Below are 25802 nucleotides of genomic sequence, written 5' to 3' on the forward strand. Positions count from 1 at the left end.
TCAATGTATCAAAAGACTCAATTCAGCTTAAACATAACTCTTCATTGCGAATTTACAATTATTATTATTTACCAGCCTTTTTCTGTGCTTACATTATCTTTTGTAATCAGCTTGACGGGAATCAAAATTGTCGGATTGCTAGGTTTGTTCCCATTTAAAATGTCGTTGCCAACTTGAACTGCTTTTTGGGCCATTCCTCGCGGATTTTGAGTAGCAGTTGCAGCATATAAACTATTTTTAGAAGCGATCGCAGTAATTGCTTCTGGCGCACCATCAACTCCAACAATAAAGAATTCTTTACGTTGTGCTTGGTTAGCTGCTAGTTCTGCGCCAACTCCACTCGGATCGTTGATGGCAAAAACAGCATCAATCTTCGGAAAGGTTGTAAGCAAATCAGTCATCACTCTAAGTCCTCCATCCCGACTACCCCCTGCATTCTGATTCTTAGAGAGGATTTTGATATTGGGATATTTAGACAATACATTCTCGCAGCCACTAACTCGCTGAATTACCGAATCCACCGGCGGTCCGTTAACTATTACTACATTACCTTTACCTTTGAGGCGGTCAGCAATATATTTGCAACTAACTTCTCCAGCTTGGGTATTATTAGTAGTGATGGTGGCATCCACACCTCCCTCAGCACCTGTGTCTACGGCAATGACAATTTCACCTGCTTTTTTTGCTCTTTCAACTATTGGCTTAATCCCGCTTTTATCAGCAGCATTCAAAACAATGATATCAGTATTTGCAGCCGTAAAATTTTCAATTTGATTAGCTTGTTGGTTAAGGTCATAAGCACTGGAAGCTATAATAACGTTGACATCTTTTCCACCAATTCTCTTCGCTTCTGCCTCAACTGCTTGTCCCATAACAACGAAGAAAGGGTTACTTAGATCGCCAACAGTGAAGGCAACCGATCGCAACTTTCTATTCCCAGTGGCGGTTTTAGTTTCCGCACTAGTATTAATAGCAGGTTTAATATCATCGTTAGTAGCAGTGTTGCCATCGGGAGAACTATTCGTACAGCCGACAAAGCTACCACTAATGATACCTAATATGCTAGCTGCGATTAAGCGAAGCGCAACACCAGAACTAAACGAAATCTTTTTTACATTCATATATCTCCTAAAAGTCATTCTTACTTACACCAAATTTAGAAACGATGTATTTTAAAAAAACAGAGTAAAGTATTGCAATCCTCCTAATATCAAGCCTTTTTTATGTGTTGGAAATACAAATTACGAATTACGAATTACGAATTACGAATTACGAATTAGTATTACCAGCCTTTGTAGCTGCTAAGGTTCTCTCTAGTCACAAACTTGACTGGAATCAGAACGTCAGATGACTCAGGTTTTTTACCCTGGATGATATCGTTGCCAATCTGAACTGCTTTTTGAGCCATACCTGCGGGATTTTGAGCCGCAGTTGCAGCAAATACACCATCCTTGTCTTCCATTGCTTTGGTTGCATCTGGCGAACCGTCAACCCCAACAATAAAAAATTCTTTGCGTCTTGCTTGTCTAGCTGCTAAATCTGCACCCACACCGCTTTGATCGTTTGTGGCAAAAACGGCATCTATTTTAGGAAAGGTTGTGAGCAAATCACTCATAACTCTTAATCCTCCATCCCTTGTCCCTTCAGCATTTTGGTCTTTAGAGATGAGTTTGATATTAGGATATTTGGACAATGACTTTTCACAACCACTGACTCGCTGATTGATTGAATCCATCGGCGTACCGTTGAGGATGACTACACTACCTTGACCTTTGATGCGATCGGCAATATATTGACAAGCAATCTCACCAGCTTGGGTATTGTTGGAGCTAATCATCGCATCTACATCTGCATCAACGGCTGAATCTACTGCAATGACAACCTTACCTGCCAGCCTTGCTTGGTCAATTACTGGTTTAACTCCTTTTTTATCAACAGCGCTGAGGATAATTAAATCAGTATTTGCAGCAGTAAAATTTTCGATTTGGTTGCTTTGTTGGTTCAAATCAAAGCCACTAGAAACCGCATTAACTCTAATATTACCGCCGATTTTTTTAGCTTCTATCTCTGCACCCTTCTGCACTGCATTATAGAAAGGGTTTCCCAAGTCACCCAAGGCGACACCGATTGTTTGTAATTTTCTACTTGGACTATTAACTGTAGTCTCTAAACTAGTGTTAGTAGCAGTATTATTAGTAGTAGAATTATTGTTTTGAGCGCTATTTTTGCAACCAACAACAGTGAAACTTAATATGCCAAATATAAGCAAAATCGTCTTCATTTTTGTCTATTTTTAACAACGGATTTAAAGTTTGATAAAGGTCAACAGAATATTAAATATGTCTCAAAAATCAGACTCGATCTAATATTCCTATAAGTTTGGCATTTTCAACTCTTATTTAACATCTTGTAACTGAGATAGTTTGAGTTACTGCAATTAATTCCACTACATTAGATAGATGTTTTATTTTTAAAGCAAAGCTATGACGGTTACACTACGTCATAAAATTTGTTTTTTAGTGAAAATGCTTTTTTAATGTGTCTGGAATTAAACTACCTTTTCAATAAAATTTTTAGAAAAGGATATTATTCAACTTGAGAAATTATGCTTGTCTTTTGATGAGTTTATCCTTCCTGAGTGCAAAATGAGCTTTATTGATTGAATTTTACAGAATGAAGCCAGATTTTTAATCTATCTTTAGTTAAAACATCTTGGATTTCTAGTATTGGGCAATATTAAGTTTTCTTAAGATTAGATATACTTAAAAAAAGTTAATGTTTTTAGCTCCATATATCATAATTTAGCTTGGAGATTTCAGGATGATAGATTTGAAGTTTTGGGGAGTGTAGTTGAAAAATTTAAAACTTTAACGTTGCAGGTAGATATTTAGCCACTAAATCTTCATAGTATGGTCTTAAGTTTTGCCAATCGGGAGGTATAGGGTTTTTTGAATATAAATCATAAGGATTAAATAATTTAACCCATTTGAACATTTTGCGATCGTGATTATCCATCAAATGGTTATATGCGTTTTCGCGGTGTTGAGGATAAAATGAGTGATAGCGAAGCATATACAATGCAGGTTCAGGTAAATAGTTTTTCATCATCTGATAAAAATATTCATCATGACCCCATGAAATATGTACATTGCTCAATCCACAATTCGGCTCGTAAATACCATATTTAGTGTTGTAATTGGGGTTATTGTAATCAGGGTTTTCTTTGAAAAATTCCGAGAAAACAATTTTATCAGAAAATGCACAACCCACAGGATAAGTATCACCGACAGTAGCCCATTGAGGCTCACCAAATAGACAAAGTACCTTCCCCATATCGTGAAAGAAGCCGGTAAGTACCATCCAATCAGGATGACCATCGGCGCGTATGGCTTCTGATGTTTGCAATAGATGCTGTAACTGATCCATATCTGTATCGGGATCTGAATCATCTACTAATTGATTCAAAAATTCAACTGCATCCCAAACAGACATTTCTTTTTTATCAAACTTGAGAAAATTCTTTTCTTTTTCAAGGACAAAATTATATGTTTGATTAATATGATTTAACCGATAAAATTCTTTCACTGTATCTCTAGTAGGCGTTTGGTAATTCCTATACTCTTCGGTGGTTTTACCTTCTTTAACTATGCGATCTGGATTGGGATAGCGATTGAGTAAGTCTTCTTCCCACTCTTCTAGCGAATTTAAGGGGTTGTTTTGAGCTTGTTCGATGGAATTCTTTAAAATCTGAGACATATCCAATACTGCTCGGTTAAGGATTTTTAACTCGGAATTGGGTTTGGGGAAAAGGTTAAAGGTTTTTTCTTCCCCCTTCCCCTTAACCGACAAGTATTGGAGACATATCTTGTTACTTGTCGGTATTGATTTTCTAAATCGGACTTTGGGAATCAATTTATGCACAGGTGTGCAAAAGCTGTAATTGATTTATTTTTGCACACGTGTGCAAAGACGTGTGTTAAGTTTCTTTTCCATCTGTAAAACTCTGTACAACACACTTCGTCAAGTATTTTTTACAATCCAATCGGGATGAGACAAAAGTATTGATATACACGGAATGTAGAGCGCAGACTTACAACCAAGTACTTATACAATCTATATAGGAATAATTTTATACCAACAGATAATTTATCTGTTGGATAGATTTTTGAATAAATAGCTTTATACACACTTATGTACAATCTATATTAAGTTTTTGTCAGCTTTACCTAGAGGAGTATTAAGTTGTCAATTGTATGGTGTGCGAATACTTGATAATATTAGCCAACTCTTGCAATTGTTTTATTGCTTCTGCACCCTCTAACTTCATTAATTCGCGATCGTCCCATAATTCCATCCAAGTAATTCCGTAATCAGACACTACAAAACGAATCAGATGCTTTTCTCGTAGGCTAACCATAAATGAAGCACTCTTCATTTGGTCGCCGCACGTATAACATGAGGCAGAATACCCACGCCGCTCAAGAATAATTGTCAAGGCTTGTAAGTTCATTACCAAATCTTGAACGAATTCTTGATGTTGTTGCGCTAATCTTAGAAACACTACTTTTCTCCTACCACTACAGTGAGGTGGTTGCTTTTAAAACTTCTGTAGACTTACATCCGACGTATTTAGTTGCCAAAAGTTCATGTTTTCCTAAAGACGTGATTAATCTTAACTTTACGATTTTAACCAATCAGCTAAAGTCTCAAAGCCGTTCTAATATTCTGGACAATAATCTGGGGTGGTTGTGCGACATCCATAGATATGGTGTCTAATGGCTCTTCGAGAGTATCAAACTGGCTATTGAGAAGTTTTTCGCTCATGTAATGATTGCTACGCTCTTGCAACCGCATTTGAATCAACTCATAAGGCCCTTTGAGGTAGACTAACTTAGTGCGAACGCTATCCGATACCAAAAATTGCCGATAGCTTTCTTTTAAAGCCGAACACGCTAGCACGACATTTTTATTTTCTTGCAGCCAATGTTTGATGGCTGTTTGCAAATCTTGCAACCAAGGCATCCTGTCAGCTTCAGTCAACGGGATACCGCGCCGCATTTTCTCAACATTCTCTGGTGAATGGAAACTATCAGCGTCACTAAATTCCCAGCCTAAAGAGTCTGCTAGCAGTTTTCCTATAGTGGTTTTGCCAGAACCAGATACACCCATGACGATAATAATCATATTTTTTGAAGAAAAGTTAAGTTATTGAGGAAAAGGACAGGAGGTAAGACTATTGAATTTTTGTATGCAAAGAGTTGTATTAAAATCTCTTGACAAATAACCATTATTTTCTATAATACATACAAATGCACACGTGTGCATTATTTTAAAATCTAAACTAAAAAATGAATAAACGAAGAATTTCAATTGAAGATATTGCTCGGAGAGCAGGTGTTTCTCATTCCACAGTTTCACGTGCTTTGCGAGATAATGCTCTTATTAGCCCAAAAGTGCGAGAAGAAATTAAGCAGCTGGCGCAGGAGATGAACTATGTGCCAAATGCTATTGCTCAAAGTTTGCAAAATAAGCGTACTAATACCATTGGTGTAGTAGTAACTTCCATTGCAGATCCCTTTTTTGCTGAAGTAGTAGATGGCATTGAACAGATAGCTAGACCAGCCGGATTGAGTGTTTTGTTAAGTGCTTCACACCGAGATTTTGAGCAGGAAATGGCAGCTATTGATACCTTTCATCGTCGGAGAGTAGACGGAATTTTAATAGCCGACTCACGGATTAGTAAACAGCATATAAAGCAGCTAACCCAAATTGCTGTACCAACAGTTCTGATTAATAGCCAGACTGAAGATCAACCTGAAATATTTCACTCAGTGGCAATAGACGATCGCTTAGGTGCTAGATTAGCCACACAGCATCTCATAAATCTGGGACACACCACCATTGGTTATCTGGGTGTAAGCGATCGCAGCAGGTCAAACCGCGATCGCCTAGAAGGATATCAAATGGCTCTTGCTGAAGCTGGTCTACCACAAAATCCTGATTGGGTTGCAATTAGTGACGAATATGATACCAGAATCAGCGATGTCGCCACCGGACAAAATATGCTATCTAAACTATTGACTGCTGAGGTAACAGGCATCTTTTGTTACAACGACATGGTGGCGGTTGGCGCTCTTTTAGCTTGCCAAGAACTAGGTATTTTAGTGCCACGAAATTTAAGCCTGGTTGGATTTGATGGTATTGCTTTAGGTAGTTACGTTACACCGACACTTACAACAGTCAGCCAGCCAATGTTAGAAATTGGTGGCATAGCCATGCAAATGTTACTTGATTTATTAGAAGAAAAGACTGTGGAAAACCGCATTTTATCTCCTTTTCTAGTAGAGCGTGGTAGTAGTGCATTAATAATTCGTAATGGGCTACGCCCCGCTACGCTAACGTAATTCGTAATTAAAAATTAATGACAAGAAAAGTTTCTGATTTTATCTCGTGAGAGTCATAGAAGAGTGTTAATATGTTAACCAAAAAACCTATTTTATCTCCCGATCGCTGCTTTTCTCCAGAACCAGTTCAAAGACGACTAGCCCATCAATTGTTTGATAGCATATCTGCATTACCTTTGGTCTGCCCACACGGCCATGTAGATCCAGCCCTGTTAGCTAATCCAGCAGCCCGTTTTGGTTCACCAACCGAATTATTTATTATCCCTAACCACTACATTTTGCGGATGCTTTATAGTCGGGGTGTTCCTTTGGAAGCTTTAGGCATACCTACTCGTGATGCACCGCCAGAAACTGACCACCGGAAAATCTGGCAATTGTTCGCTGAACATTTTTATCTATTCCAGGGTACTCCATCAGGGTTGTGGCTCAAAGAAGAATTAACTAATGTCTTTGGGGTGGATGAAGCTTTAAATTATCGTAATGCTGGACGTATCTATGATTATCTGGAAGGTTTATTAGCCTTACCTGAGTTTTCCCCACGTGCTTTATTCAAACGCTTTAACATCGAAGTGCTTTGTACTACCGATGCAGCCAGTGATAACCTAGAGAATCAGCGATCGCTCCACGAAGAAGGTTTCACTCAAATTAGACCGACTTTTCGACCAGATGCAGTAGTTAACCTAGATGCTCCTGGTTGGCGGGAAAATCTGACCAAATTGGAAAGCAGTATCGGTAGAGAAATTAGCAGTTACGCTACTTTTGTGCAAGCTTTAGAAGAACGTCGGGCAATATTTAAAAAAATGGGTGCAACAGCTACCGATCAAGGTGCAGCTACGCCTTATACCACAAGCCTTTCCGACCAAGAAGCAGAAGCTATCTTTGCTAGAGCATTAATCGGCAAACTGAATCCAAGAGATGTAGAGCAGTTTACCGGTCATATTTTCATGGAAATGGCTCGGATGAGTGTAGAAGATGGTTTGGTGATGCAAATCCATTGTGGTGTTATGCGTAACCATAACCCAGCTTTGTTTGAGAAATTTGGATCTGATAAAGGTGCTGATATTCCCCTCAATATAGAATGGACTCGAAATCTGCACCCATTGTTGTCAGCTTATGGGAACGATCAGCGCTTCCGTTTAATTATTTTTGGTATGGATGAAAGCACTTATAGCCGAGAGATGGCTCCTTTAGCTGGTCATTATCCTACTATATTGCTCGGGCCGCCTTGGTGGTTTCACGACAGCGTAAATGGCATGGAACGCTACTTCAATCAGGTAATGGAAACTGCCGGAATTTACAATACTGCTGGGTTTAACGATGATACCCGCGCTTTCGTTTCTATTCCGGCTCGTCATAATGTTTGGCGGCGGGTAGCTTGTAACTGGTTAGCTGGATTAGTAATACGAGGATTAGTTGACGAAGAGGAAGGGTATGATATGGCACGCGCTTTAGCTTACGACCTTGCTAAAAGTGCTTACAAATTAGACTAATACAAATCAAGCTACTAGAATTAGCCTTCTCAACGTGACTCGTAAAATCTCTTATTTTTTCTCAGCGCTCTCTGCGCCTCTGCGGTTTCAAAGAAATTTATTGAACCGCAGAGGCGCAGAGGGCACAGAGTAAAGACTTTAAAACGGATTGAAATAAGATGTCAGATTTGATTTTAAATAAACTTTTTAGCTTAAAAGATCAGGTAGCAGTAGTTACAGGCGGTTCTGGTGTACTTGGTGGAGCAATGGCAAAGGGTTTAGCCCTTGCTGGAGCGCGAGTAGTCGTTCTAGGTCGCAATGAAACACGGGCGAGTGCAGTAGTAGCTGATATTACAGCTAGCGGTGGAGAAAGTATGGCTGTACTGGCAGATGTTAGCGATCGCTCTCAATTAGAAATAGCCAGAGATAAAATCATACAGCGTTGGGGTCAAATAGACATCTTGGTAAACTCGGCTGGCGGTAATATTCCGGCTGCCACAATTACTCCTGATGCGACTATTTTTGAGATGCCACACACAGCTTTTGAGGAAGTAGTCAGCCTCAACTTACTCGGTACGCTACTCCCCAGCCAAGTTTTTGGTCAAGCAATGGTTGAAAAAAAACAGCCCCACGGTTGTATTGTCAATATATCTTCTATGTCTGCCATCCGAGTGATTAGTCGAGTGGTTGGTTACTCAGCCGCTAAAGCTGGGATAGATAACTTTACACGCTGGTTAGCCGTCGAACTTGCCCAGAAGTATGGGGATGGAATGCGAGTAAATGCGATCGCGCCAGGTTTCTTTGTTGGAGAACAAAATCGAGATTTACTCCTAAATTCAGATGGCAGTTTGACCTTGCGCGGGCAGAAAATCATCGATCATACCCCCGCCGGACGCTTCGGAACACCGGACGAATTACTCAGTACCTTAATTTGGTTATGCAGTTCTGGTTCTAGTTTTGTGAATGGGGTAGTCGTACCAGTAGACGGTGGGTTCAGTATCTACAGTGGAGTTTAATTATGTATTCACTGGCTGTAAATAACGGAATACTTTCCGATGAGCAAATTTCTGGGCTAGTTCATCAAGCTTTGGCAGATCGTCAGTTAGATGGACAGCGTATTTTAGTATTAATTCCAGATGGCACTCGCACTGCTCCCATCCCGCAAATATTTCGATTGCTGCATCAGGAGTTGGGTAAAAGAGTTCCGGCTCTAGATTTTTTGATCGCTCTGGGTACACATAATCCTATGAGTGAAGAACAGATTAATCACTTAGTGGGGGTGACACCAAAAGAGCGAGAGACAACCTTTAAAAAAGTTCGTATATTTAACCACCTCTGGAATGAGCCAGATACCTTTATTTCCTGTGGAGTAATTTCGGCAGATGAGATAGCAGAAATTAGCCGGGGAATGCTACATCAGTCCGTTGAAGTCAGGGTTAACAAGCTTGTAACACAGTACGATCTAATAATGATTTGCGGCCCTGTGTTTCCCCACGAAGTTGTCGGTTTTTCTGGTGGAAATAAATACTTTTTTCCCGGTATTGGTGGTCAAGAAGTAATTGATATATCCCACTGGTTAGGTGCTTTAATAACCAGTTACGAAATCATTGGTACATCGGGAATAACACCAGTTCGGCGCTTGATTAACCGAGCCGCTAACCTAATTTCTACACCGAAACTTTGCTTGGCGATGGTGGTTGCACCCAAAACAAATCAGCTAGCAGGACTTTACATCGATAAACCAGAGTCAGCCTGGGAAGCCGCCGCAAAATTATCCGACAAACTGCATATTACTTATGTAAATCAGCCTTTTAAACAAGTGCTTTCAATAATGCCCGAAATGTATGATGATATTTGGACAGCCGCGAAAGGAATGTACAAGCTAGAGCCAGTAGTGGCTGACGGAGGCGAAGTAATTATATATGCCCCTCACATTACTGAGTTTAGCTACACACACGGTGAAATTCTGTCTCAAATTGGCTATCATGTACGGGATTATTTCCTCAAACAGTGGGATAAATTTCAAGCCTATCCCGGTGGAGTGCTGGCTCATAGCACTCACTTAAAAGGTATGGGTACATTTGATTTGATAGAAGGGGAACAAGCGCGGATTCGCGTCACTTTAGCCACTGGTATTTCTGCTGAACGCTGTGCTGCTCATAACTTAAACTATCGCGATCCGGCTACCATACGACCCACAGAATGGGCTAACCGTGAGGATGAAGGAATCTTACTTGTGCCGAAAGCTGGCGAAATATTATACCGTCTAATATAAGCTTAGTGAGAATTTATGAAGTGATTGAATGCCATGAGCGATCGCTCATTGTTGATCGGTTCAAGCGATCGCCCTCATCGCCATCAATTATTATATAGATATAGATAGAACGCTTACTTCAGTTCAATTAATTATTCTTCAGTTTAGTTTACAGCTGATAAGAAGCCGTCAAAGCCACTGCCAAAGCATCAGCAGCATCATCTGGCTTGGGAATCTCATCTAAATCTAACTCCCGTGCTACCGCCTCTTGCACATCTAACTTATCTGCATTACCATATCCCGTTAAAGCTTGTTTAATTTGAGCCGGAGTAAACTCTACATAAGGAAGACGACGCTGGCCCAACACCAAAATTAATACACCCCGCGCCTGTGCAACCAAAATTGTACTTGACATTCGATAGAAGAATAGTTTCTCGATCGCAACCAAATCTGGTTGAAATTCCTCCATCACGGTGTGTAAATCATCAAACAAGGTACATAGTCTCAGTCCCATTTCTACATCTGCTGACGTTTTAATTACCCCGAAATCCAGCATATTTACTGTAGTTTCTGGCACCTTGTTGGCAATTTGTGTGCAGGTAATTACCCCAAACCCTAAAGTTGCCAGTCCTGGATCTAATCCTAAAATTCGTTTTTCCATTCAATTCACTTTTACTAAACCAGGGTATTGTTTAACTAGGAATACTGGCAATCTTGACCACTTGCTCTTAGTCTAATGGAATTGACAAATATAATAGTTTCACGCTTAGTGTTAAAAACCAAGTGGTGTACATTTTCTGTTAATTATTGTTTGTAGCACTGCTGTAAATCAGGTATGTCAATTGGTTTTCTCAGACAAGCCCTCAACGCCCTGCAAAAGCAGTCGCGTTCTCGAACTTCCTATCGGGTTAACCAGTGGTTCAAATGGTTATCCCCTGGACTATCGGTAAAACGTTGGTTGTTGATCAGTATTGGGGGTGTACTGCTGGCGAGTTTGGGGTTAGCTATTTGGGTTAAGCTGACCCCAATTTTTTGGATGATCGAATTGTTTAGGGGTTTTCTTGGAGTAATCACCAACATTTTACCCAACTATGTTAGCGGCCCTTTGGTGCTGCTTGGCGGCTTACTGTTAGTGCTTTGGGGACAAACTCGTACTGTCGGCTCAATTACTAAAGTACTAAGGGCAGAAGGCGGAGAGGAACTCATCGATGTCTTGTTGGCACATCATAGATTGTACCGAGGCCCGAAAATAGTAGTAATTGGTGGTGGTACGGGGCTTTCTATGTTGTTGAGGGGACTAAAAACCTACAGCGCTAATATTACTGCTATTGTCACTGTTGCTGATGATGGTGGATCTTCTGGGCGGTTGCGTCAAGAATTTGGAGTGCTACCACCAGGGGATATTCGCAATTGTTTGGCTGCACTAGCAGATGAAGAAAAGTTGTTAACAGAATTGTTTCAATACCGTTTTCGGGCTGGAGATGGGTTAACGGGTCACAGTTTTGGCAATTTGTTTTTAACGGCAATGAGTGATATTACTGGAGATTTAGAACAAGCAGTTGCAGCCAGTTCTAAGGTGCTAGCGGTACGGGGACAAGTACTACCAGCAACTCTCAGTGATGTTCGCCTCTGGGCTGAATTAACCGATGGTCGCCGCATTGAGGGCGAGTCTAGCATTCCTAAAGCTGGAGGAAAAATTGTCAAAATTGGCTGTATTCCTGATAATCCGCCGGCGGTACCAGCAGCGATTAAGGCAATTAAAGAAGCTGATTACATCATTATTGGGCCAGGTAGTCTTTATACAAGTCTCATTCCTAATTTATTAGTACCAGAAATTGCCGATGCGATCGCTCAAACAGATGCCCCTCGGATTTATATCTGCAATATCATGACTCAGCCAGGAGAAACTGAAGGCTACACTGTTGCAGATCACATTAGAGCAATTGATGCTGCTTGTGGAGAAAGACAGCTATTTGATGCTGTGCTAATCCACAAAAAATCCCCATCAGAGCAATCACTCATCCGCTACGCCGAACAAAATTCCCATCCAGTTTTCCTAGATAGAGAAGTTGTAACTCAGCTAGGGCGAAGGATTGTTGCAGCTAATGTTTTATATGAAGATGAAACGGGTTTTGTCCGTCACAATCCGCAGAAACTAGCACAAGTATTGTTGCGGTGGTACGGTAGAGGTCATCATGGAAAAAGGAGAAATATCACGTCTTGACTCGGTTATGAAAATTTTTCTTGCAGATACAGAGGCGACGCTACGCTTAGGTATTACTCTCGGTCAATCCCTGACTGCTGGCAGTGTAATTTTACTAGAAGGTGATTTAGGCGCTGGTAAAACTACCTTAGTTCAAGGTATTGGTAAGGGTTTGGGAATTCCTGAATCTATTGTCAGTCCCACTTTCACCCTAATTAATGAGTACACAGAAGGACGGCTTCCCCTTTACCACCTAGATTTATATCGCTTAGAACCACAAGAAGTTGCAGCCCTAAATTTAGAAAGTTATTGGGAAGGTATTGAGTTCATACCAGGAATTGTGGCAGTTGAATGGGCGGAACGATTGCCCTACAAACCAGATAGTTATCTAAGTGTGAGTTTGACTTATGGGGATGGGGGTACTCGTCAAGTCGAACTTATACCATTCAATTGTGCCCTTAGTGAAGCCATTGCTGCTATCTAAGCTCATATCCCAACCGAAGTACAAGAGATTTTACTTTTTTAGATCGCAACACTAAAAAATTTTTGCTAATAGCTAATAGTTGAGGGAGAACTTCACACTCCTTCTATCTGCCACTACCACGCTCACCACTGTAAATCACTAACATTGTTATTTCAACCCAAAATAAGTGAAAAAATTTTGTAACAGCAGCTTGATTGCTGCAATAAATAATCAGTCAAAAAACTGATTTAGATAGTGTATGAATTAAGAAAAGTTAAACTGTTGTTGGGTTAAATGAGAGTTTTGCAGCACCTAGTCAGCTTGATTTAACCTGATTGGTTCTCTACTCTCATTAAGAGAACAAATCTGGATTATTTAGCAGTCAAAGCTAGTAGAAAAAAGTTAAACAACATCAAGCTACCTAGAAGTTATCTAACTTTTCCTTATACTCAATATACCCGGATTGAAGTCACAATATATACAGAATAATACTGATTTATATAACAGTTAAAAAATTAATTTAAGTAATTGTGAATACTAATAAATTCTTTTATTGACATCTGTAACTATCACTGTTATCAGCTTTAAATAAAACATCTCGTATTTCTACGATAGTTATGTAAAAATACGAGATGTTTTGTCTTGTATTAATTGATATCAATATATCTACGTGGATGCACTAGTTTTCTCTAATGAAAGAAGCGATCGCCTTTTTTATCGGTAAGCCAGAGTCATCTCTGGTATAGTACGTAAGACCGTGATCGATGAATGCCGAGGTAGTATCTATTAACTGCTGAATAATCTCTGGACTAGTATTATCTATTTCTTGAGTAACTTTTTTACCTGTAAATCGGTTTTTTCGCTCTTCTGGAGGTAATACAATCCGAGGATCTTTATAAGTTTCTTTTGGCTTGGGTTTAAATGTCTCATTTAATTCAAACTGAAGACGCAAGTAACGTTTAGACTCGTATCCACCCATGATTTGTCGGCAAATTGTGCTATCAATCTCAGATGTAGGTTCCATAAAGATATTAGTCAGATTTTGTACCCAGTCTAAGCCTTTCCATTTACTTATTTGCTTATATTGATATGGTTCACCAGTTTGACCTGTGCCAAGAGAAAGGATAGAAATATCTTCCAATCGCAGATTATTTAGTTTATATTTTTGCTTTATTTCTGGAGATACTGAAGACTGGCTGATCCTCATAACTAAACTCAAAGCTGCGAGACAGGGATTGTTAGCAGAAACTCCTCCATCAATGTGTGGAAATTCCCAATCGCCAAATTTTTCTTTATCTACAGGTTCTAATTTGTATGGTGGAAAAAAAGTAGGTGCAGAGGCAGAAGCGGTACATATCTCCCATAAATAACAGTCATCGTACCATCTGTCTCCTAGATCGGGATGACAGTTTGTAAAAAAAGTTGTATTGCGATATAGCGTATCGTAAGCCAGAATCAAGATCATAGGTTTTTCAATATCTTTTATTCTGGTGTATTTATAAGCATCTTTGAGGACACTAATAATTCCATCATGAGAATATTTAGATGCTGAAAATACATTAAGAATTGATTTGATTGTGGACGGCAAGTTTTTATAGAGTTCTTTTCTATGCGGCGGAAAGATATCTTTACCTTTATCTATATACATTTTAATAAGTTCATCACTTGTCTTTCCTACAGCAATCCCCCCTGTCAATATTGAACCAGTAGAAGTGCCAGCAATGAGGTCAAAATATTCGTGTAAGAAGTTGCCTTTACCCTGGTTTCTAATTTCTTGTTCTATTTGTTTAAGCATTCGGGCTGCAATAACTCCCCGAATACCGCCACCATCTAAAGCTAAAATTTTGAAGGACATAGTAATTCTCCTTGATTATTTCTGAAAGGCTAAGGTGTTCAGATCCCCGACTTCTTGAAGAAGTCGGGGATTTCGCAACCCAGCAAAATTAATAACACCAATTTCTGATACAGCAACAAGTCAATACCCTTTGGTTAAAAGGGTAAAGAAGGAAAAACAAAAATTTTCGTCTTTTAGCTTTAACTAAACCGCATTGGTCTAGTCTTAACTCTGGATAGATGAAAATCTTGCCGACTCAAGTATGGCTTTGATGTATAAATATCTGTCTACTACGTAAGCTTAAATAAACATTTGCTATAAGAAAGTTAAAGCTTGACCCCGCACTTGGGTATTTACTTGGCCTTTATCATAAACTATCTCACCGCCGACAATGGTAGTTGTAGCCCAGCCGGTGAGGTTCCAGCCTTCAAATGGACTCCAATGGCATTTAGTTAAAAGTTCCTCACGCCGGACTGGACGGTATGTATTTAAATCTACAAGCACTAAATCGGCATCATAACCAGGTGCGATCGCTCCTTTATTGGGAATACCATAAGCCACAGCTACATTCTTAGACATCCAGTTGACAACTTGGGAAACAGTACACTTTCCCTCCATCGCCGCAGTTAACATCAAAGCTAGGGAAGTTTCCACTCCAGGCATTCCTGAAGGAGTATTGGGGTATTCTTGAGCTTTTTCTTCTAAGGTGTGGGGTGCGTGATCTGTAGCGATGAAATCAATCACGCCATCGCGTAAAGCTTGCCAAAGGACTTCGTTATCGTGGGGCGATCGCAAAGGTGGATTCATCTGTGCTAAAGTACCAATCTTTTCATAAGCACTGGTGTTCAACACTAAATGCTGTGGCGTTACCTCTGCTGTCACCCAACTAGGTTTTTCCTGACGCAGCAAATCTGCTTCTTCAGCTGTTGACAGATGCAGAATATGCAGACGACGGTGATATTTTTGAGAAAGTTTTAATGCCAGTTGGGTTGCCAACAATGCCGCTTGATTATCTTGAATTTGTGAGTGAACGGCTGGATCGTGAATGTTGGCAAATTCTTGGCGGCGTTGGTTGATTCTAGCTTGGTCTTCGGCATGAACAGCAATCAAGCGATCACCTTTAGCAAATATCGTCTCCAGTGCTGTTTCACCATCAACTAGCAACTGACCGTGCATCGACCCCATGAAAATCTTAATTCCCGGTGTGGGTTTGGCTAAAAGCAAGTCTGGAAGATTCTCTGCTGTTGCCCCAATAAAAAAGCCATAATTAACCAAGGACTTTTGTGAGGCCCGGTATAGCTTGTCGTCTAAAGCCTGCTGTGTCGTTGTTAAGGGGCGCGTATTGGGCATTTCTAAAAATGAAGTGACTCCACCTTTAGCGCAGGCACAACTGGCGGTGAATAAATCTTCCTTGTATTCTAGTCCAGGTTCCCGGAAATGTACCTGCGGATCAATCACTCCCGGCAACAAAGTTAACCCTTCTGCGTCAATTTCAGTGACTGCTGCTGTTTGGGAGATTTCTGGCGCAACTTCGACTATTTGGCGATCGCGCGTCAACACATCCCCAATCATCATTTCACCATTGGGTAGGACTATGCGAGCGCGACGAATCAATAAAATTTGTGGAGATGACATAAGGCTAACTTTTTTAGGTAGGGAGTTATATATTACAGATAACTATGTTTTTAGGTTAAACTTAGTCGCGCTCTGAGTGTTAAATTTTTTGCTGACCGTTAAAAAAAAGTTTATTTTTAATCTATGAAGAACCCCCTTTATCAATAATCTAAAATTGGTACTCAAGATGCGAACATAACCAGGAAATTAAAATTTTCCCGTTAAGATTAACAGATAAAGTCTCACTAGGCGAGTTAATTACCTACATCTTTCCTTCAGTTAAGTAATTTCATGCAAAATCAAGTGTCTGATAATAACTCTAGTCAACAACCCGATAATTCCTGGATCGCAGAGCTAGGTAGAACAATTGTATTGAGTATTGTTTTAGCTCTGGGAATTCGTACCTTTGTTGCTGAAGCACGCTGGATTCCTTCTGGGTCAATGGAACCCACTCTGCATGGTACGCCAAACCAGTGGGAGGCAGACAAAATCATTGTCGATAAGTTGAAATATAAATTTGCTAACCCGCAGCGTGGAGATATCGTAGTATTTTCACCCACGAAAGAGTTACAAAAAGAACAATACCAGGATGCTTTTATTAAAAGAGTAATTGGCTTACCTGGAGAACAAGTACAACTCAGAAATGGCAAGGTCTATATTAACAACAAACCCCTTCCAGAAACTAATTATCTCAGTTCTGGTCAAAGCACAGTTATTAATGTTTGCCAATCAGGGCCACAGCCACCTTTTTTGGAAAAACCCCAGACTATACCAGATGATTCATATTTAGTACTAGGTGATAATCGTAACAATAGTTATGATGGACGCTGTTGGGGTGTTGTCCCTCGCCAGAATATTATTGGAAGGGCTGTAGTTCGTTTTTGGCCTCTAAATCATGTTGGGGGAATAGATAAAGTACCACCATATCCCCAAACAACTCCATAACGGATAATTTAGCTTGATGCTTTTGCTCAAGAAGATTTAGTAAGGTGGATTAAATCACAAAATAATTTTAGATTGGTGATTTAACAGTCCCTAATCTAAAATCTAAAATTGCTATGATGCCTTACCTAGCCAAGATTTTACTATATCCCGTAAAATCACTGGATGGTGTTGAAGTTGAAAAGGTTAGAGTTCTTGCGAGTGGCGCACTACAGCATGACCGCGAGTTTGCCATCTTTGACGAGCGGGACAAATTTGTCAATGGCAAGCGTCATGCTAAAATCCATTTACTAAGGGTACAATTTGCACTTTTCAATAGAACTATTTCGCTACAAATCCCAGGCGGCGATTCACAACAAGTTTTTCATCTCGATGACGAACGGCAAGCCCTAGAAGCAACTTTGAGTAATTATTTTGAGTTTGCTGTGACATTAAGGCAAAATTCTCTGATGGGCTTTCCTGACGATACACACTCGCCAGGCCCAACAGTAATTAGTACAGCAACGTTGACAGAAGTAGCTTCTTGGTTTCCCGGTTTAAGTGTAGATGAAATACGCCGTCGGATGCGTGCCAATATCGAGATTGATGGTGTACCAGCATTTTGGGAAGATCTGCTATTTAGTGAACAAGGTGATTTAGTCTCCTTTCGAGTGGGAGATGTAGATTTTTTTGGGGTTAATCCATGCCAGCGTTGTATAGTTCCAACACGCGATTCTTACTCAGGGGAAGCTTACCCAAGCTTTCAAAAAATCTTTGCAACCCAGAGGCAAGCAATTCTACCTAATTGGGTGGCTTCATCGCCTTTTAATCACTTTTACAGATTGAGTGTTAATACTCAATTGCCTATATCCTCAGCCGGAAAAATTTTACAAATTGGTGATAAAGTTGACATACTTCTATAATAAACTTAATATTTATTTACAATAAAGCACACTAAGTAAATTTTCTTGGATTTTTTTTGTTATTACTATGTATTTGCATGAAAATTTTAAAATTGTTGTAGTTAGATATAGGTTTTTGTGAAAGTCCAGAGGTTTCGAGACTGGAAAATCAAGACCTCAGCAATCAGAAATTAAATTTAGGACTAGGTGCTAATGGCAACCTGAATTTTAGAATGGCATACTGTAGCTTATCGGTTAAATTTCAGTTGTTCTGAGGAAATGTACTGATACATTGCCAGATAAAACTGAGCAAATTAAGCCGTAATGTGTACAAATCGGCTATGCCTACGCAAAATTTGAAAATTGGAGGTTGGAGAAACTTAACTAGTCAGACAAGTATCCAAACAAAATTTTTAATGCTTTTTTTATACTCAATATTCTCAGAGGTGTCATGATTGAAGTGATGACACACCGTAATTTTTTTGGTATTAAATGTAGCTGGCATAGCAAAAATGCCCCAAATATATACTGGGGAAAAATTAAACAAAAATGTTATCCAAACTTCAGTCTGTCAAATCTCTTAATTGCTTAGTTGGCAAAGTTTACGCCAGGATGCCCCTAAAGTATGTTCTGATTGTCCCCTTTATATTGCAAATTTGCGGGGCAGTGGGGCTTGTGGGCTATCTTTCGTATCAAAACGGACAAAAAGCAGTAAGAGAGCTTGCTAGCCAATTAGAAAATGAAATCTGCGATCGCATTGAACAGCATCTTAATAACTATTTAACAACTCCGAAGCAAATAAATCAAATTAACTTAGATGCGGTTGAGTTAGGTATGCTCAACCTTTCTGACTTTAAAACTACCGGAAATTACTTTTGGAAACAAATGCAGGTTTTCAATGTTGGCTACAACAGCTTTGCCAACCCCAAAGGGGAATTTATCGGTATTGAACGTTTAGATGATGGCAAGCTGTTGATTAATGAAGTGAGTCAAAAGCATGGTATTGGGAAACTTTATATTTATGATTCAGACTTGAAGGGAAATCGTCGCCAGCTTCAGCAAGTTAAAGATTACGATCCTCGCACAGAAGCGTGGTATACAGATGCAGTCAAGGCAGGTAAACCCGTTTGGAGTCAAATTTATCAATGGGAAGATAAACCAGAAGTTTTATCTATATCTTCTAGCTATCCTGTTTACGATCAGAGCCGCAAGCTGGTTGGGGTGATTAGTGTTGATTTAATTTTGTCACAAATCAGCAACTTTTTAACCAAATTAAACACCGAACAATCGGGTAAAACTTTTATTTTAGAGCGTTCTGGATTAATAGTAGCTTCTTCTACCGAACCACCATATAGCATCATTAATGGTCAAATAAAACGCCGAACGGCATTAGAAAGTCGAAATTCTTTAATTAGGCTCACAACCCAGTCTTTGATCAAACGCTTTGGTAGTCTTGGGTTTATTGTGGGGAAGCAACAGCTAACTTTTAGCGCCGATGGAATGCGTTATTTTGTCCAAGTAAAAAGTTGGAAGGATGAACTGGGTTTAGATTGGCTAATCGTAGCGGTGATTCCTGAAGGCGAATTTATGGAGCAAATTAATGAGAACACCCGCATCACCGTTTTGCTGTGCATAGTTGCTTTTTTAGTGGCTACAAGAATCGGGATTTTAACTGCTCGCTGGGTAATTAAGCCGATTTTACAATTAAACACATCAGCTAAGAAAATTGCTCAAGGTGAATGGGAGCAAACACCAGAAATTCAGCGCTCCGATGAGTTAGGGGAACTAGCCAACTCATTTGAAACTATGGCAAAGCAGTTGCAAACATCCTTCAGTGTTTTGGAGGCAAAGAATGCTCAGATGCAGGTTTTAAATGAAGCTTTATCTGAAAGTCAGAGTCGGCTAACTCAATTTTTAGAAGCTATGCCAGTAGGTGTATTTATTATAGATGCGGAAGGTGAACCTTATTACACAAATCATATTGGGCAGCAAATTCTTGGTCAAGGAGCGATCGCAGAAGTTAGCGGCGAACAATTGTCAGAGGTATATCAAGCTTACCTTGCCGGCACAGATCAACTTTACCCCAGCGATCGCCTACCAATTTTGAGAGCATTGCTTGGGGAAAGTACCAGGATTGATGATATGGAAGTTCGCCATATTGACAAGATTATTCCCGTTGAAGTTTTGGGCAAACCCATCTATGATGAATCGGGAAATTTGGCTTTTGCGATGGCTACCTTTTTTGATATCACCCAACGTAAACAAGCAGAAAACTTATTAGCAGAATATAATCGCACCTTAGAAGCTCAAGTCAAAAAACGTACTGAAGAGTTCCAGCAAGTGATTGAGCAACTGCAAACCACCCAAGAAGAACTGATTCAATCGCAAAAAATCGCCGCTAAAGAACAGCAAGCAGCCATTCGGGAAGCAGCGCGAAGCGCCGCCGCCAACCTCGCCAAAAGCGAATTCCTGGCGAACATGAGCCACGAACTGCGTACCCCACTCAACGCTATTCTTGGTTTCACCCAAGTTATGAGCCGAGATTATTCGTTATCTAGCGAACATCAAGAAAACTTGGCAATTATTAATCGTGCTGGCGAACATCTACTTAACTTAATTAACGACATTCTAGAAATGTCTAAAATCGAAGCTGGGAGGATCACATTAAATCGCAGTAGCTTTGACTTAATTCATCTATTGAATAACTTAGAAGAGATGCTGTATTTGCGTGCTGCATCGAAGAGCTTACAAATAGTCTTTGAGTATGCACACGACATTCCTCAGTATATAGATACCGATGAAAATAAACTATTTCAAGTCTTGCTCAACCTCTTGGGGAATGCCATCAAATTTACTGATATTGGCAGAGTAACTCTACGGCTGAGATGGGAGCAAGGGGAAATGAGGGAGGAAAATCTTTCTTATAATCCTCGCCTCTTCTTCGAGGTACAAGACACTGGTTGCGGTATTACTCCACAAGAAATTGGCTTGCTGTTTGAGGCTTTTGAGCAAACCGAAATCGGTAGAAAATCTCAACAGGGAACAGGACTAGGTTTAGCAATTAGCCGTAAATATGTGCAACTGATGGGGGGAGATATTACAGTTAGCAGTACTCCTGGTATAGGTAGTACATTTGCCTTTGATATTCAAATTGCTTTAGCTTGTCCTAGAGAAATGCCGATAAACCCAATTAAATCTCAAATTCTATCTTTAGCGCCGACTGAAAAAGCATACCGCATCTTAGTAGTTGATGATGCCAAAGAAAGCCGTCTACTGCTAGTTAAAATTCTGACATCTTTGGGCTTTGAAGTCAGGGAAGCTACAGATGGTGTGGAAGCAGTTAATAATTGGGAATCTTGGCACCCAAACTTGATTTTTATGGATATGCGAATGCCGATCATGGACGGCTACGAAGCTACAAGAATAATTAAAGGTAAACAAGTAGGGTATGGGACAGCCAATAGATTGCGGAGGTTGCCAAAATTTAAACAACTGACATCATCCGGGAGCCAGTATCTTAACGGAGGGTTAACCGATTCAGATGACTGTGAAGTTCTCAAAACTATATACAAAGCCTCTCCCACATCAGAAATAGCTGGTGTTATGAAACACAATCTTGATACTTCTGGTGCGGCCATTTTGCGATCGCCAAAAGCCCTAACTCCCTCTTTTGACTTCCTGGAGACAGGGCAAGATTGTTTTAATAAACACACAATCGTTATTGCCCTAACTGCTAGCGCCTTTGAGGAAGAACGCCAGAAGATTTTATCTATTGGCTGCGATGATTTTATTCGCAAGCCATTCACGCAGGAAGTATTATTGGAAAAACTAAGCCAACATCTGGGTGTAAAGTATACCAATCAAGTAGAAAAGCCAAATACAGCAGTTGCCGAGCAAGCTACACAGATATTTGTCAGTTTTGCTGAACTCCTGAGTCATTTATCACAAATGCCACCTGAGTGGCTGCAAAAGATCCATTATGCCGCAGCCAGCTGTAGCGATGAATTGATTTTAGAGTTAGTCAAGCAAATTCCCTCAGATAATGTTCAGATATCGCAAGTTCTCAGGGATTTAGCAAATAACTACCAGTTTGAGAAAATTATGGAATTGACTAGAACAAACGTAGAATGAATTACGAGCATTTAGACCCTAATAAAAAAGATATTTTGATCGTTGACGATATGGCGGACAACCTGCGGGTTTTATCCTCAATATTGACAAGGGAAGGGTATAACGTTCGTAAAGCTTTGAACTGGCAAATGGCACTGACAGCAACTCAAACAGTATTGCCGGATCTGATTTTACTCGATATTATGATGCCAGAAGTAGATGGCTATGAAATTTGTCAGGCATTGAAAGCTTGGGAGCTAACAGCCGATATTCCGGTGATTTTTATTAGCGCTTTAGATGATGTTTTTGACAAAGTTAAAGCTTTTAAGGTGGGTGGTGTAGACTACATCACTAAACCTTTTGAGTTTCAAGAAGTTTTAGTGCGCGTAAAAAATCAGCTGGCATTGAGGTCAGCGCGATTAGAAATATTGAAACTAAATGTAGAATTGGAACATCGGGTAACAGAGCGAACTGATGAGCTAGAAAAAGCTCTCCAAAAACTTCAAAAAGAAATTAATTCCCGCCAGAAATTGCAAAGTAAACTATTAGATATAGCGCTGCATGATTCGCTGACTGGATTGCCAAACCGAGTGTTGTTTATGAGACGACTAGATAATGCTCTCAATCGAGCCAAACAAGAAGCCAGTTATCAGTTTGCAGTACTTTTTTTAGACTGCGATCGCTTCAAAGTTGTCAATGATTCACTTGGTCATTTGGTAGGAGATGAATTGCTGATTTCTATCGCTCGTCGCCTGCAAGCGTGTCTCATACCTATTGATACTCTAGCCCGTTTGGGTGGTGATGAATTTGGAATTCTCTTAGAAAATATTACGGATATCAATATCGCAATTCAAGTTGCCGATAGGATTCTAAAACAGCTATCACTTGCTTTTAAACTATCAAGATATGAAGTCTTTATGAATGCCAGTATTGGCATTAGTTGGGGCAATAAAGATTATGATCGCCCAGAGTATTTGCTGCGGGATGCTGATACGGCAATGTATCGGGCTAAGGCTCAAGGAAGAGCCAAATATCATGTTTTTAATCCAGCGATGCATCAGGAAGCTATTCAGCTTTTAGAGTTAGAAAATGACCTACGAAGGGCTGTTGCCAGGCAAGAATTCCTCGTTTATTATCAGCCAATTGTTTCTCTAATTACAGGTAGAATTTCTGGATTTGAAGCCTTGGTGCGCTGGCAACATCCAATTCGTGGTCTAGTTCCTCCTACAGACTTTATTCCTGTAGCAGAAGAAACAGGTTTAATTAATGCCATCAATACTTGGGTATTACAGTCAGCTTGTAATCAACTAAGCATCTGGCAACATCAGCCAGTGACACCAGAACCTCTAACTATTAGTGTCAATTTGAGTGCTAGGTTATTTTTACAACCAAATTTCGTAGAACAAATTGACAAAATTATTTATGAAACTAAAATAAATCCTAAATATTTAGAATTAGAAATAACAGAAAGTGTAATTATGGAAAATACCAATGCAATTAAGATAATTTTTCAACAACTAAAACAACGAAACATAAAGTTGATTATGGATGACTTTGGCACAGGATATTCTTCTTTAAGTTATCTGCACAGCTTTCCTTTAAATGCCCTCAAAATTGATAAATCTTTCGTCAAACGTATGCAGGATAACAAAGAAAATATGGGGTTAGTACCAGCAATGATTGGCATTGCCAATTCAATGGGTATGAGTGCGATCGCTGAAGGTGTCGAAACAGAAGAACAGTTAGCCCAGTTGAGAAGTCTAAATTGTAATTTTGCTCAAGGATTTCTGTTTTCTGAACCCATAGAACAACAATTGGTTGTTAAGTTGCTTGCCGTATCACCTCAATGGTAGCTATCCACTAAGCAATTGGGAAAAATTTTATTGTTGGCGTTCGGCTAGATTATCTGTGTGGGCTATCTAGATAAGCTGCTATAAGCAGGCTATCAGGTTCGCCAAGCTGGTAGTTTATAAAACTCTCAAGCCACTGTGGGAGTTAAACTATAAATATAAGTATTTTGGTGAAATTGAGCAAAAAAATCAGGGTAATTTTAAATAAGCATTTACTATCCTCAATTATTACAAGCATAGCTTTTGATACATAATGCATTTCAATCAAACTAACCATCATAAAAAAAATATTTTGGTGGTCGATGATACGCCAGATAATTTAAGGCTTTTATCGGCAATGTTGACTGCACAAGGTTTTGAAGTTCGCAAAGCTTTAAACGGTAAAATGGCACTAACTGCATGTCAAATGGTTTTGCCGGATGTGATTTTGCTGGATATCAACATGCCAGGGATGGATGGCTATGAAGTTTGTCAACAACTGAAGGCTGACGATAAAACTTGTGAAGTCCCAGTAATTTTTATCAGCGCCCTGGATGATGTTGTGGATAAAGTAAAAGCTTTTGATGTTGGTGGTGTAGATTATATTGCCAAACCTTTTCATGGGGCAGAGGTTGTGTTGCGAATTGAAAATCAGATTAATTTACGTTTGCTCCAAGTTAGACTGCAAGAAAAAAACTTTTTATTGCAAGAGGCTCTTGATAACTTAAAATCCGCTCAAGTTCAACAGATTCAGAACGAAAAGATGGTGGCGCTGGGGCAGCTAGTGGCTGGGCTAGCTCATGAAATTAATAATCCTATCAGTTTTATTTATGGTAATCTCCAATATGCTGGTCAATATGTGCAAGACCTAGTAAATCTCATTGAAGTTTATCAACAAGAATATCCTAAACCCACGCCAAAAATTCAGCAAATATCCCAAGATGTAGACCTGAATTTTGTGATTAACGATCTACAAAACCTCATAGGTGCAATGTATAGAGGCTCCGATCGCATTCGGGAAATTGTCTTGGCGCTACAACACTTTTCTCGGCATGATGAAGCAGAGATGAAACGGGTAAATATCCATGAAGACATCGAAAACACTTTGGTGATGTTACAACATCGACTCAGAGAAGCACCAGACCGTCCCGCAATTATTGTAGTTAAAGATTATGGTAACTTGCCCCTAGTTACTTGCTATGTGAGTGAACTAAACCAAGTATTTATGCATTTATTGAATAATGCTATTGATGCCATAGAAGAGGGAATGGGAAAGATGGAACCCCCTCTGGGAATAAGGGGTAATGGGGAGTGGGGAGTGGGGAATCAATCTTTTAATCCTTATTCTCAAATGCCACTTGACGGGAGGAGTTCTAATTGGGGAGACACAACAGTTCCTGCACTCGGAGAAACCTCAAACCCGCAGTGGCTCTTCCCTACTCCCCAAATTAGGATTCACACAGAGGTGACAGACTTAAATACGATCAAAATTGCGATCGCAGATAATGGCCCTGGTATAGAAGAGTCGGTGCGATCACGTTTATTTGACCCATTTTTTACCACAAAACCTGTGGGCAAAGGTAGTGGGCTAGGATTATCTATCAGCTATCAGATTATCGTCCAAAAACACCGAGGAAAGATTACCTGCACTTCTTCTGTTGGGCAAGGAGCAGAGTTTGCGATCGAAATTCCTATTGAGCAACCTGAGTATTAGCTAACAGTAAACTCAGTCAATGAAGAGGATAACCCTAATTTCTCACTCATAGGGTGGGGAGGGTGGGGAGTGTGGGAGGTATGGG

19 protein-coding genes are annotated in these 25802 nt (G+C 39.8%); 11 read left to right on the top strand and 8 right to left on the bottom strand.

Translation table 11 applies throughout. The features are described 5' to 3' along the window. Nucleotides 1-68: 68 nt before the first annotated feature. From V7K69_RS04120 to V7K69_RS04140, 5 genes are all read right to left on the bottom strand, one after another. Nucleotides 69-1121, bottom strand: coding sequence for an ABC transporter substrate-binding protein (locus tag V7K69_RS04120; RefSeq protein WP_335031666.1), 1053 nt, complete (start codon nucleotides 1119-1121; stop codon nucleotides 69-71). A 161-nt stretch (nucleotides 1122-1282) separates the two neighbouring features. Then, nucleotides 1283-2281 (bottom strand): ABC transporter substrate-binding protein, encoded by a 999-nt coding sequence (locus V7K69_RS04125; protein ID WP_335031668.1) that lies wholly within the window; start codon nucleotides 2279-2281, stop codon nucleotides 1283-1285. A 578-nt stretch (nucleotides 2282-2859) separates the two neighbouring features. Next, nucleotides 2860-3756, bottom strand: coding sequence for an inositol oxygenase family protein (locus tag V7K69_RS04130; RefSeq protein ID WP_335031670.1), 897 nt, complete (start codon nucleotides 3754-3756; stop codon nucleotides 2860-2862). 481 nt (nucleotides 3757-4237) lie between these two features. Further along, nucleotides 4238-4561, bottom strand: a complete 324-nt coding sequence (locus V7K69_RS04135; RefSeq protein WP_114083127.1) for a DUF1815 family protein — start codon at nucleotides 4559-4561, stop codon at nucleotides 4238-4240. Nucleotides 4562-4698: 137 nt separating this feature from the next. Continuing rightward, the gene (locus V7K69_RS04140) at nucleotides 4699-5184 is read right to left on the bottom strand and encodes a gluconokinase (RefSeq protein ID WP_335031673.1); all 486 of its coding nucleotides are present in this window, start codon (nucleotides 5182-5184) and stop codon (nucleotides 4699-4701) included. Nucleotides 5185-5348: 164 nt separating this feature from the next. Between V7K69_RS04140 and V7K69_RS04145 the strand changes: the two genes are divergently transcribed. The 4 genes from V7K69_RS04145 to V7K69_RS04160 all read left to right on the top strand — a co-directional run bounded on the left by V7K69_RS04145 (nucleotide 5349) and on the right by V7K69_RS04160 (nucleotide 10148). Beyond that, the gene (locus V7K69_RS04145) at nucleotides 5349-6404 is read left to right on the top strand and encodes a LacI family DNA-binding transcriptional regulator (protein WP_335031675.1); all 1056 of its coding nucleotides are present in this window, start codon (nucleotides 5349-5351) and stop codon (nucleotides 6402-6404) included. Nucleotides 6405-6475: 71 nt separating this feature from the next. Beyond that, nucleotides 6476-7894, top strand: coding sequence for a glucuronate isomerase (gene uxaC, locus V7K69_RS04150; RefSeq protein ID WP_335031677.1), 1419 nt, complete (start codon nucleotides 6476-6478; stop codon nucleotides 7892-7894). Nucleotides 7895-8052: 158 nt separating this feature from the next. Further along, entirely contained in the window at nucleotides 8053-8889 is an 837-nt protein-coding gene (locus tag V7K69_RS04155; protein WP_335031679.1) for an SDR family oxidoreductase, read from the top strand. Nucleotides 8890-8891: 2 nt separating this feature from the next. Further along, nucleotides 8892-10148 (top strand): lactate racemase domain-containing protein, encoded by a 1257-nt coding sequence (locus tag V7K69_RS04160; RefSeq protein ID WP_335031681.1) that lies wholly within the window; start codon nucleotides 8892-8894, stop codon nucleotides 10146-10148. A gap of 148 nt (nucleotides 10149-10296) precedes the next feature. Here the strand turns inward: V7K69_RS04160 and ruvC are convergent, their stop codons facing one another. Beyond that, complete coding sequence (ruvC, locus tag V7K69_RS04165; protein WP_012411616.1) at nucleotides 10297-10788, bottom strand: crossover junction endodeoxyribonuclease RuvC; 492 nt, start codon at nucleotides 10786-10788, stop codon at nucleotides 10297-10299. Between the two features lie 174 nt (nucleotides 10789-10962). Here ruvC and V7K69_RS04170 point away from each other — a divergent pair, with 174 nt between their 5' ends. Together V7K69_RS04170 and tsaE are read left to right on the top strand one after the other, a co-directional pair. Beyond that, a complete protein-coding gene (locus V7K69_RS04170) occupies nucleotides 10963-12351 on the top strand; it encodes a gluconeogenesis factor YvcK family protein (protein ID WP_335031683.1) in 1389 nt (462 codons plus the stop codon). 7 nt (nucleotides 12352-12358) lie between these two features. Continuing rightward, nucleotides 12359-12814: a tRNA (adenosine(37)-N6)-threonylcarbamoyltransferase complex ATPase subunit type 1 TsaE gene (gene tsaE, locus V7K69_RS04175; RefSeq protein WP_335031772.1), complete on the top strand. Its 456-nt coding sequence runs from the start codon at nucleotides 12359-12361 to the stop codon at nucleotides 12812-12814. Nucleotides 12815-13472: 658 nt separating this feature from the next. On the opposite strand, the gene V7K69_RS04180 is transcribed toward tsaE, so the two are convergent. Beyond that, a complete protein-coding gene (locus V7K69_RS04180) occupies nucleotides 13473-14648 on the bottom strand; it encodes a patatin-like phospholipase family protein (protein ID WP_335031685.1) in 1176 nt (391 codons plus the stop codon). Nucleotides 14649-14942: 294 nt separating this feature from the next. Further along, nucleotides 14943-16262 (bottom strand): dihydroorotase, encoded by a 1320-nt coding sequence (locus V7K69_RS04185; RefSeq protein WP_335031687.1) that lies wholly within the window; start codon nucleotides 16260-16262, stop codon nucleotides 14943-14945. A gap of 270 nt (nucleotides 16263-16532) precedes the next feature. On the opposite strand from V7K69_RS04185, the gene lepB reads away from it, so the two are divergent. From lepB to V7K69_RS04210, 5 genes are all read left to right on the top strand, one after another. Further along, nucleotides 16533-17186 carry a signal peptidase I gene (gene lepB, locus V7K69_RS04190; RefSeq protein ID WP_335031689.1) on the top strand — a complete coding sequence of 218 codons (654 nt, stop codon included), beginning with the start codon at nucleotides 16533-16535 and terminating at the stop codon, nucleotides 17184-17186. A gap of 116 nt (nucleotides 17187-17302) precedes the next feature. Continuing rightward, complete coding sequence (locus tag V7K69_RS04195) at nucleotides 17303-18085, top strand: MOSC domain-containing protein (RefSeq protein WP_335031774.1); 783 nt, start codon at nucleotides 17303-17305, stop codon at nucleotides 18083-18085. Between the two features lie 528 nt (nucleotides 18086-18613). Beyond that, nucleotides 18614-22195, top strand: coding sequence for an ATP-binding protein (locus V7K69_RS04200; protein WP_335031691.1), 3582 nt, complete (start codon nucleotides 18614-18616; stop codon nucleotides 22193-22195). Beyond that, nucleotides 22192-24027 (top strand): two-component system response regulator, encoded by a 1836-nt coding sequence (locus V7K69_RS04205; RefSeq protein WP_335031693.1) that lies wholly within the window; start codon nucleotides 22192-22194, stop codon nucleotides 24025-24027. The genes V7K69_RS04200 and V7K69_RS04205 overlap by 4 nt, the downstream gene beginning before the upstream one ends. A 250-nt stretch (nucleotides 24028-24277) precedes the next feature. Next, nucleotides 24278-25717: a hybrid sensor histidine kinase/response regulator gene (locus V7K69_RS04210; RefSeq protein WP_335031695.1), complete on the top strand. Its 1440-nt coding sequence runs from the start codon at nucleotides 24278-24280 to the stop codon at nucleotides 25715-25717. The last annotated feature ends 85 nt before the right edge of the window (nucleotides 25718-25802 follow it).

Origin of the sequence: Nostoc sp. (assembly GCF_036917775.1) — a bacterium.
GTDB lineage: Bacteria > Cyanobacteriota > Cyanobacteriia > Cyanobacteriales > Nostocaceae > Nostoc.

Bases quoted from the DNA above. Each gene is read 5' to 3' on its own strand.
- V7K69_RS04120 (WP_335031666.1), bottom strand. From the start codon at position 1,121: ATGAATGTAAAAAAGATTTCGTTTAGTTCTGGTGTTGCGCTTCGCTTA.
- V7K69_RS04125 (WP_335031668.1), bottom strand. From the start codon at position 2,281: ATGAAGACGATTTTGCTTATATTTGGCATATTAAGTTTCACTGTTGTT.
- V7K69_RS04130 (WP_335031670.1), bottom strand. From the start codon at position 3,756: ATGTCTCAGATTTTAAAGAATTCCATCGAACAAGCTCAAAACAACCCC.
- V7K69_RS04140 (WP_335031673.1), bottom strand. From the start codon at position 5,184: ATGATTATTATCGTCATGGGTGTATCTGGTTCTGGCAAAACCACTATA.
- V7K69_RS04145 (WP_335031675.1), top strand. From the start codon at position 5,349: ATGAATAAACGAAGAATTTCAATTGAAGATATTGCTCGGAGAGCAGGT.
- uxaC (WP_335031677.1), top strand. From the start codon at position 6,476: ATGTTAACCAAAAAACCTATTTTATCTCCCGATCGCTGCTTTTCTCCA.
- V7K69_RS04155 (WP_335031679.1), top strand. From the start codon at position 8,053: ATGTCAGATTTGATTTTAAATAAACTTTTTAGCTTAAAAGATCAGGTA.
- V7K69_RS04160 (WP_335031681.1), top strand. From the start codon at position 8,892: ATGTATTCACTGGCTGTAAATAACGGAATACTTTCCGATGAGCAAATT.
- ruvC (WP_012411616.1), bottom strand. From the start codon at position 10,788: ATGGAAAAACGAATTTTAGGATTAGATCCAGGACTGGCAACTTTAGGG.
- V7K69_RS04170 (WP_335031683.1), top strand. From the start codon at position 10,963: ATGTCAATTGGTTTTCTCAGACAAGCCCTCAACGCCCTGCAAAAGCAG.
- tsaE (WP_335031772.1), top strand. From the start codon at position 12,359: ATGAAAATTTTTCTTGCAGATACAGAGGCGACGCTACGCTTAGGTATT.
- V7K69_RS04180 (WP_335031685.1), bottom strand. From the start codon at position 14,648: ATGTCCTTCAAAATTTTAGCTTTAGATGGTGGCGGTATTCGGGGAGTT.
- V7K69_RS04185 (WP_335031687.1), bottom strand. From the start codon at position 16,262: ATGTCATCTCCACAAATTTTATTGATTCGTCGCGCTCGCATAGTCCTA.
- lepB (WP_335031689.1), top strand. From the start codon at position 16,533: ATGCAAAATCAAGTGTCTGATAATAACTCTAGTCAACAACCCGATAAT.
- V7K69_RS04195 (WP_335031774.1), top strand. From the start codon at position 17,303: ATGCCTTACCTAGCCAAGATTTTACTATATCCCGTAAAATCACTGGAT.
- V7K69_RS04200 (WP_335031691.1), top strand. From the start codon at position 18,614: ATGTTATCCAAACTTCAGTCTGTCAAATCTCTTAATTGCTTAGTTGGC.
- V7K69_RS04205 (WP_335031693.1), top strand. From the start codon at position 22,192: ATGAATTACGAGCATTTAGACCCTAATAAAAAAGATATTTTGATCGTT.
- V7K69_RS04210 (WP_335031695.1), top strand. From the start codon at position 24,278: ATGCATTTCAATCAAACTAACCATCATAAAAAAAATATTTTGGTGGTC.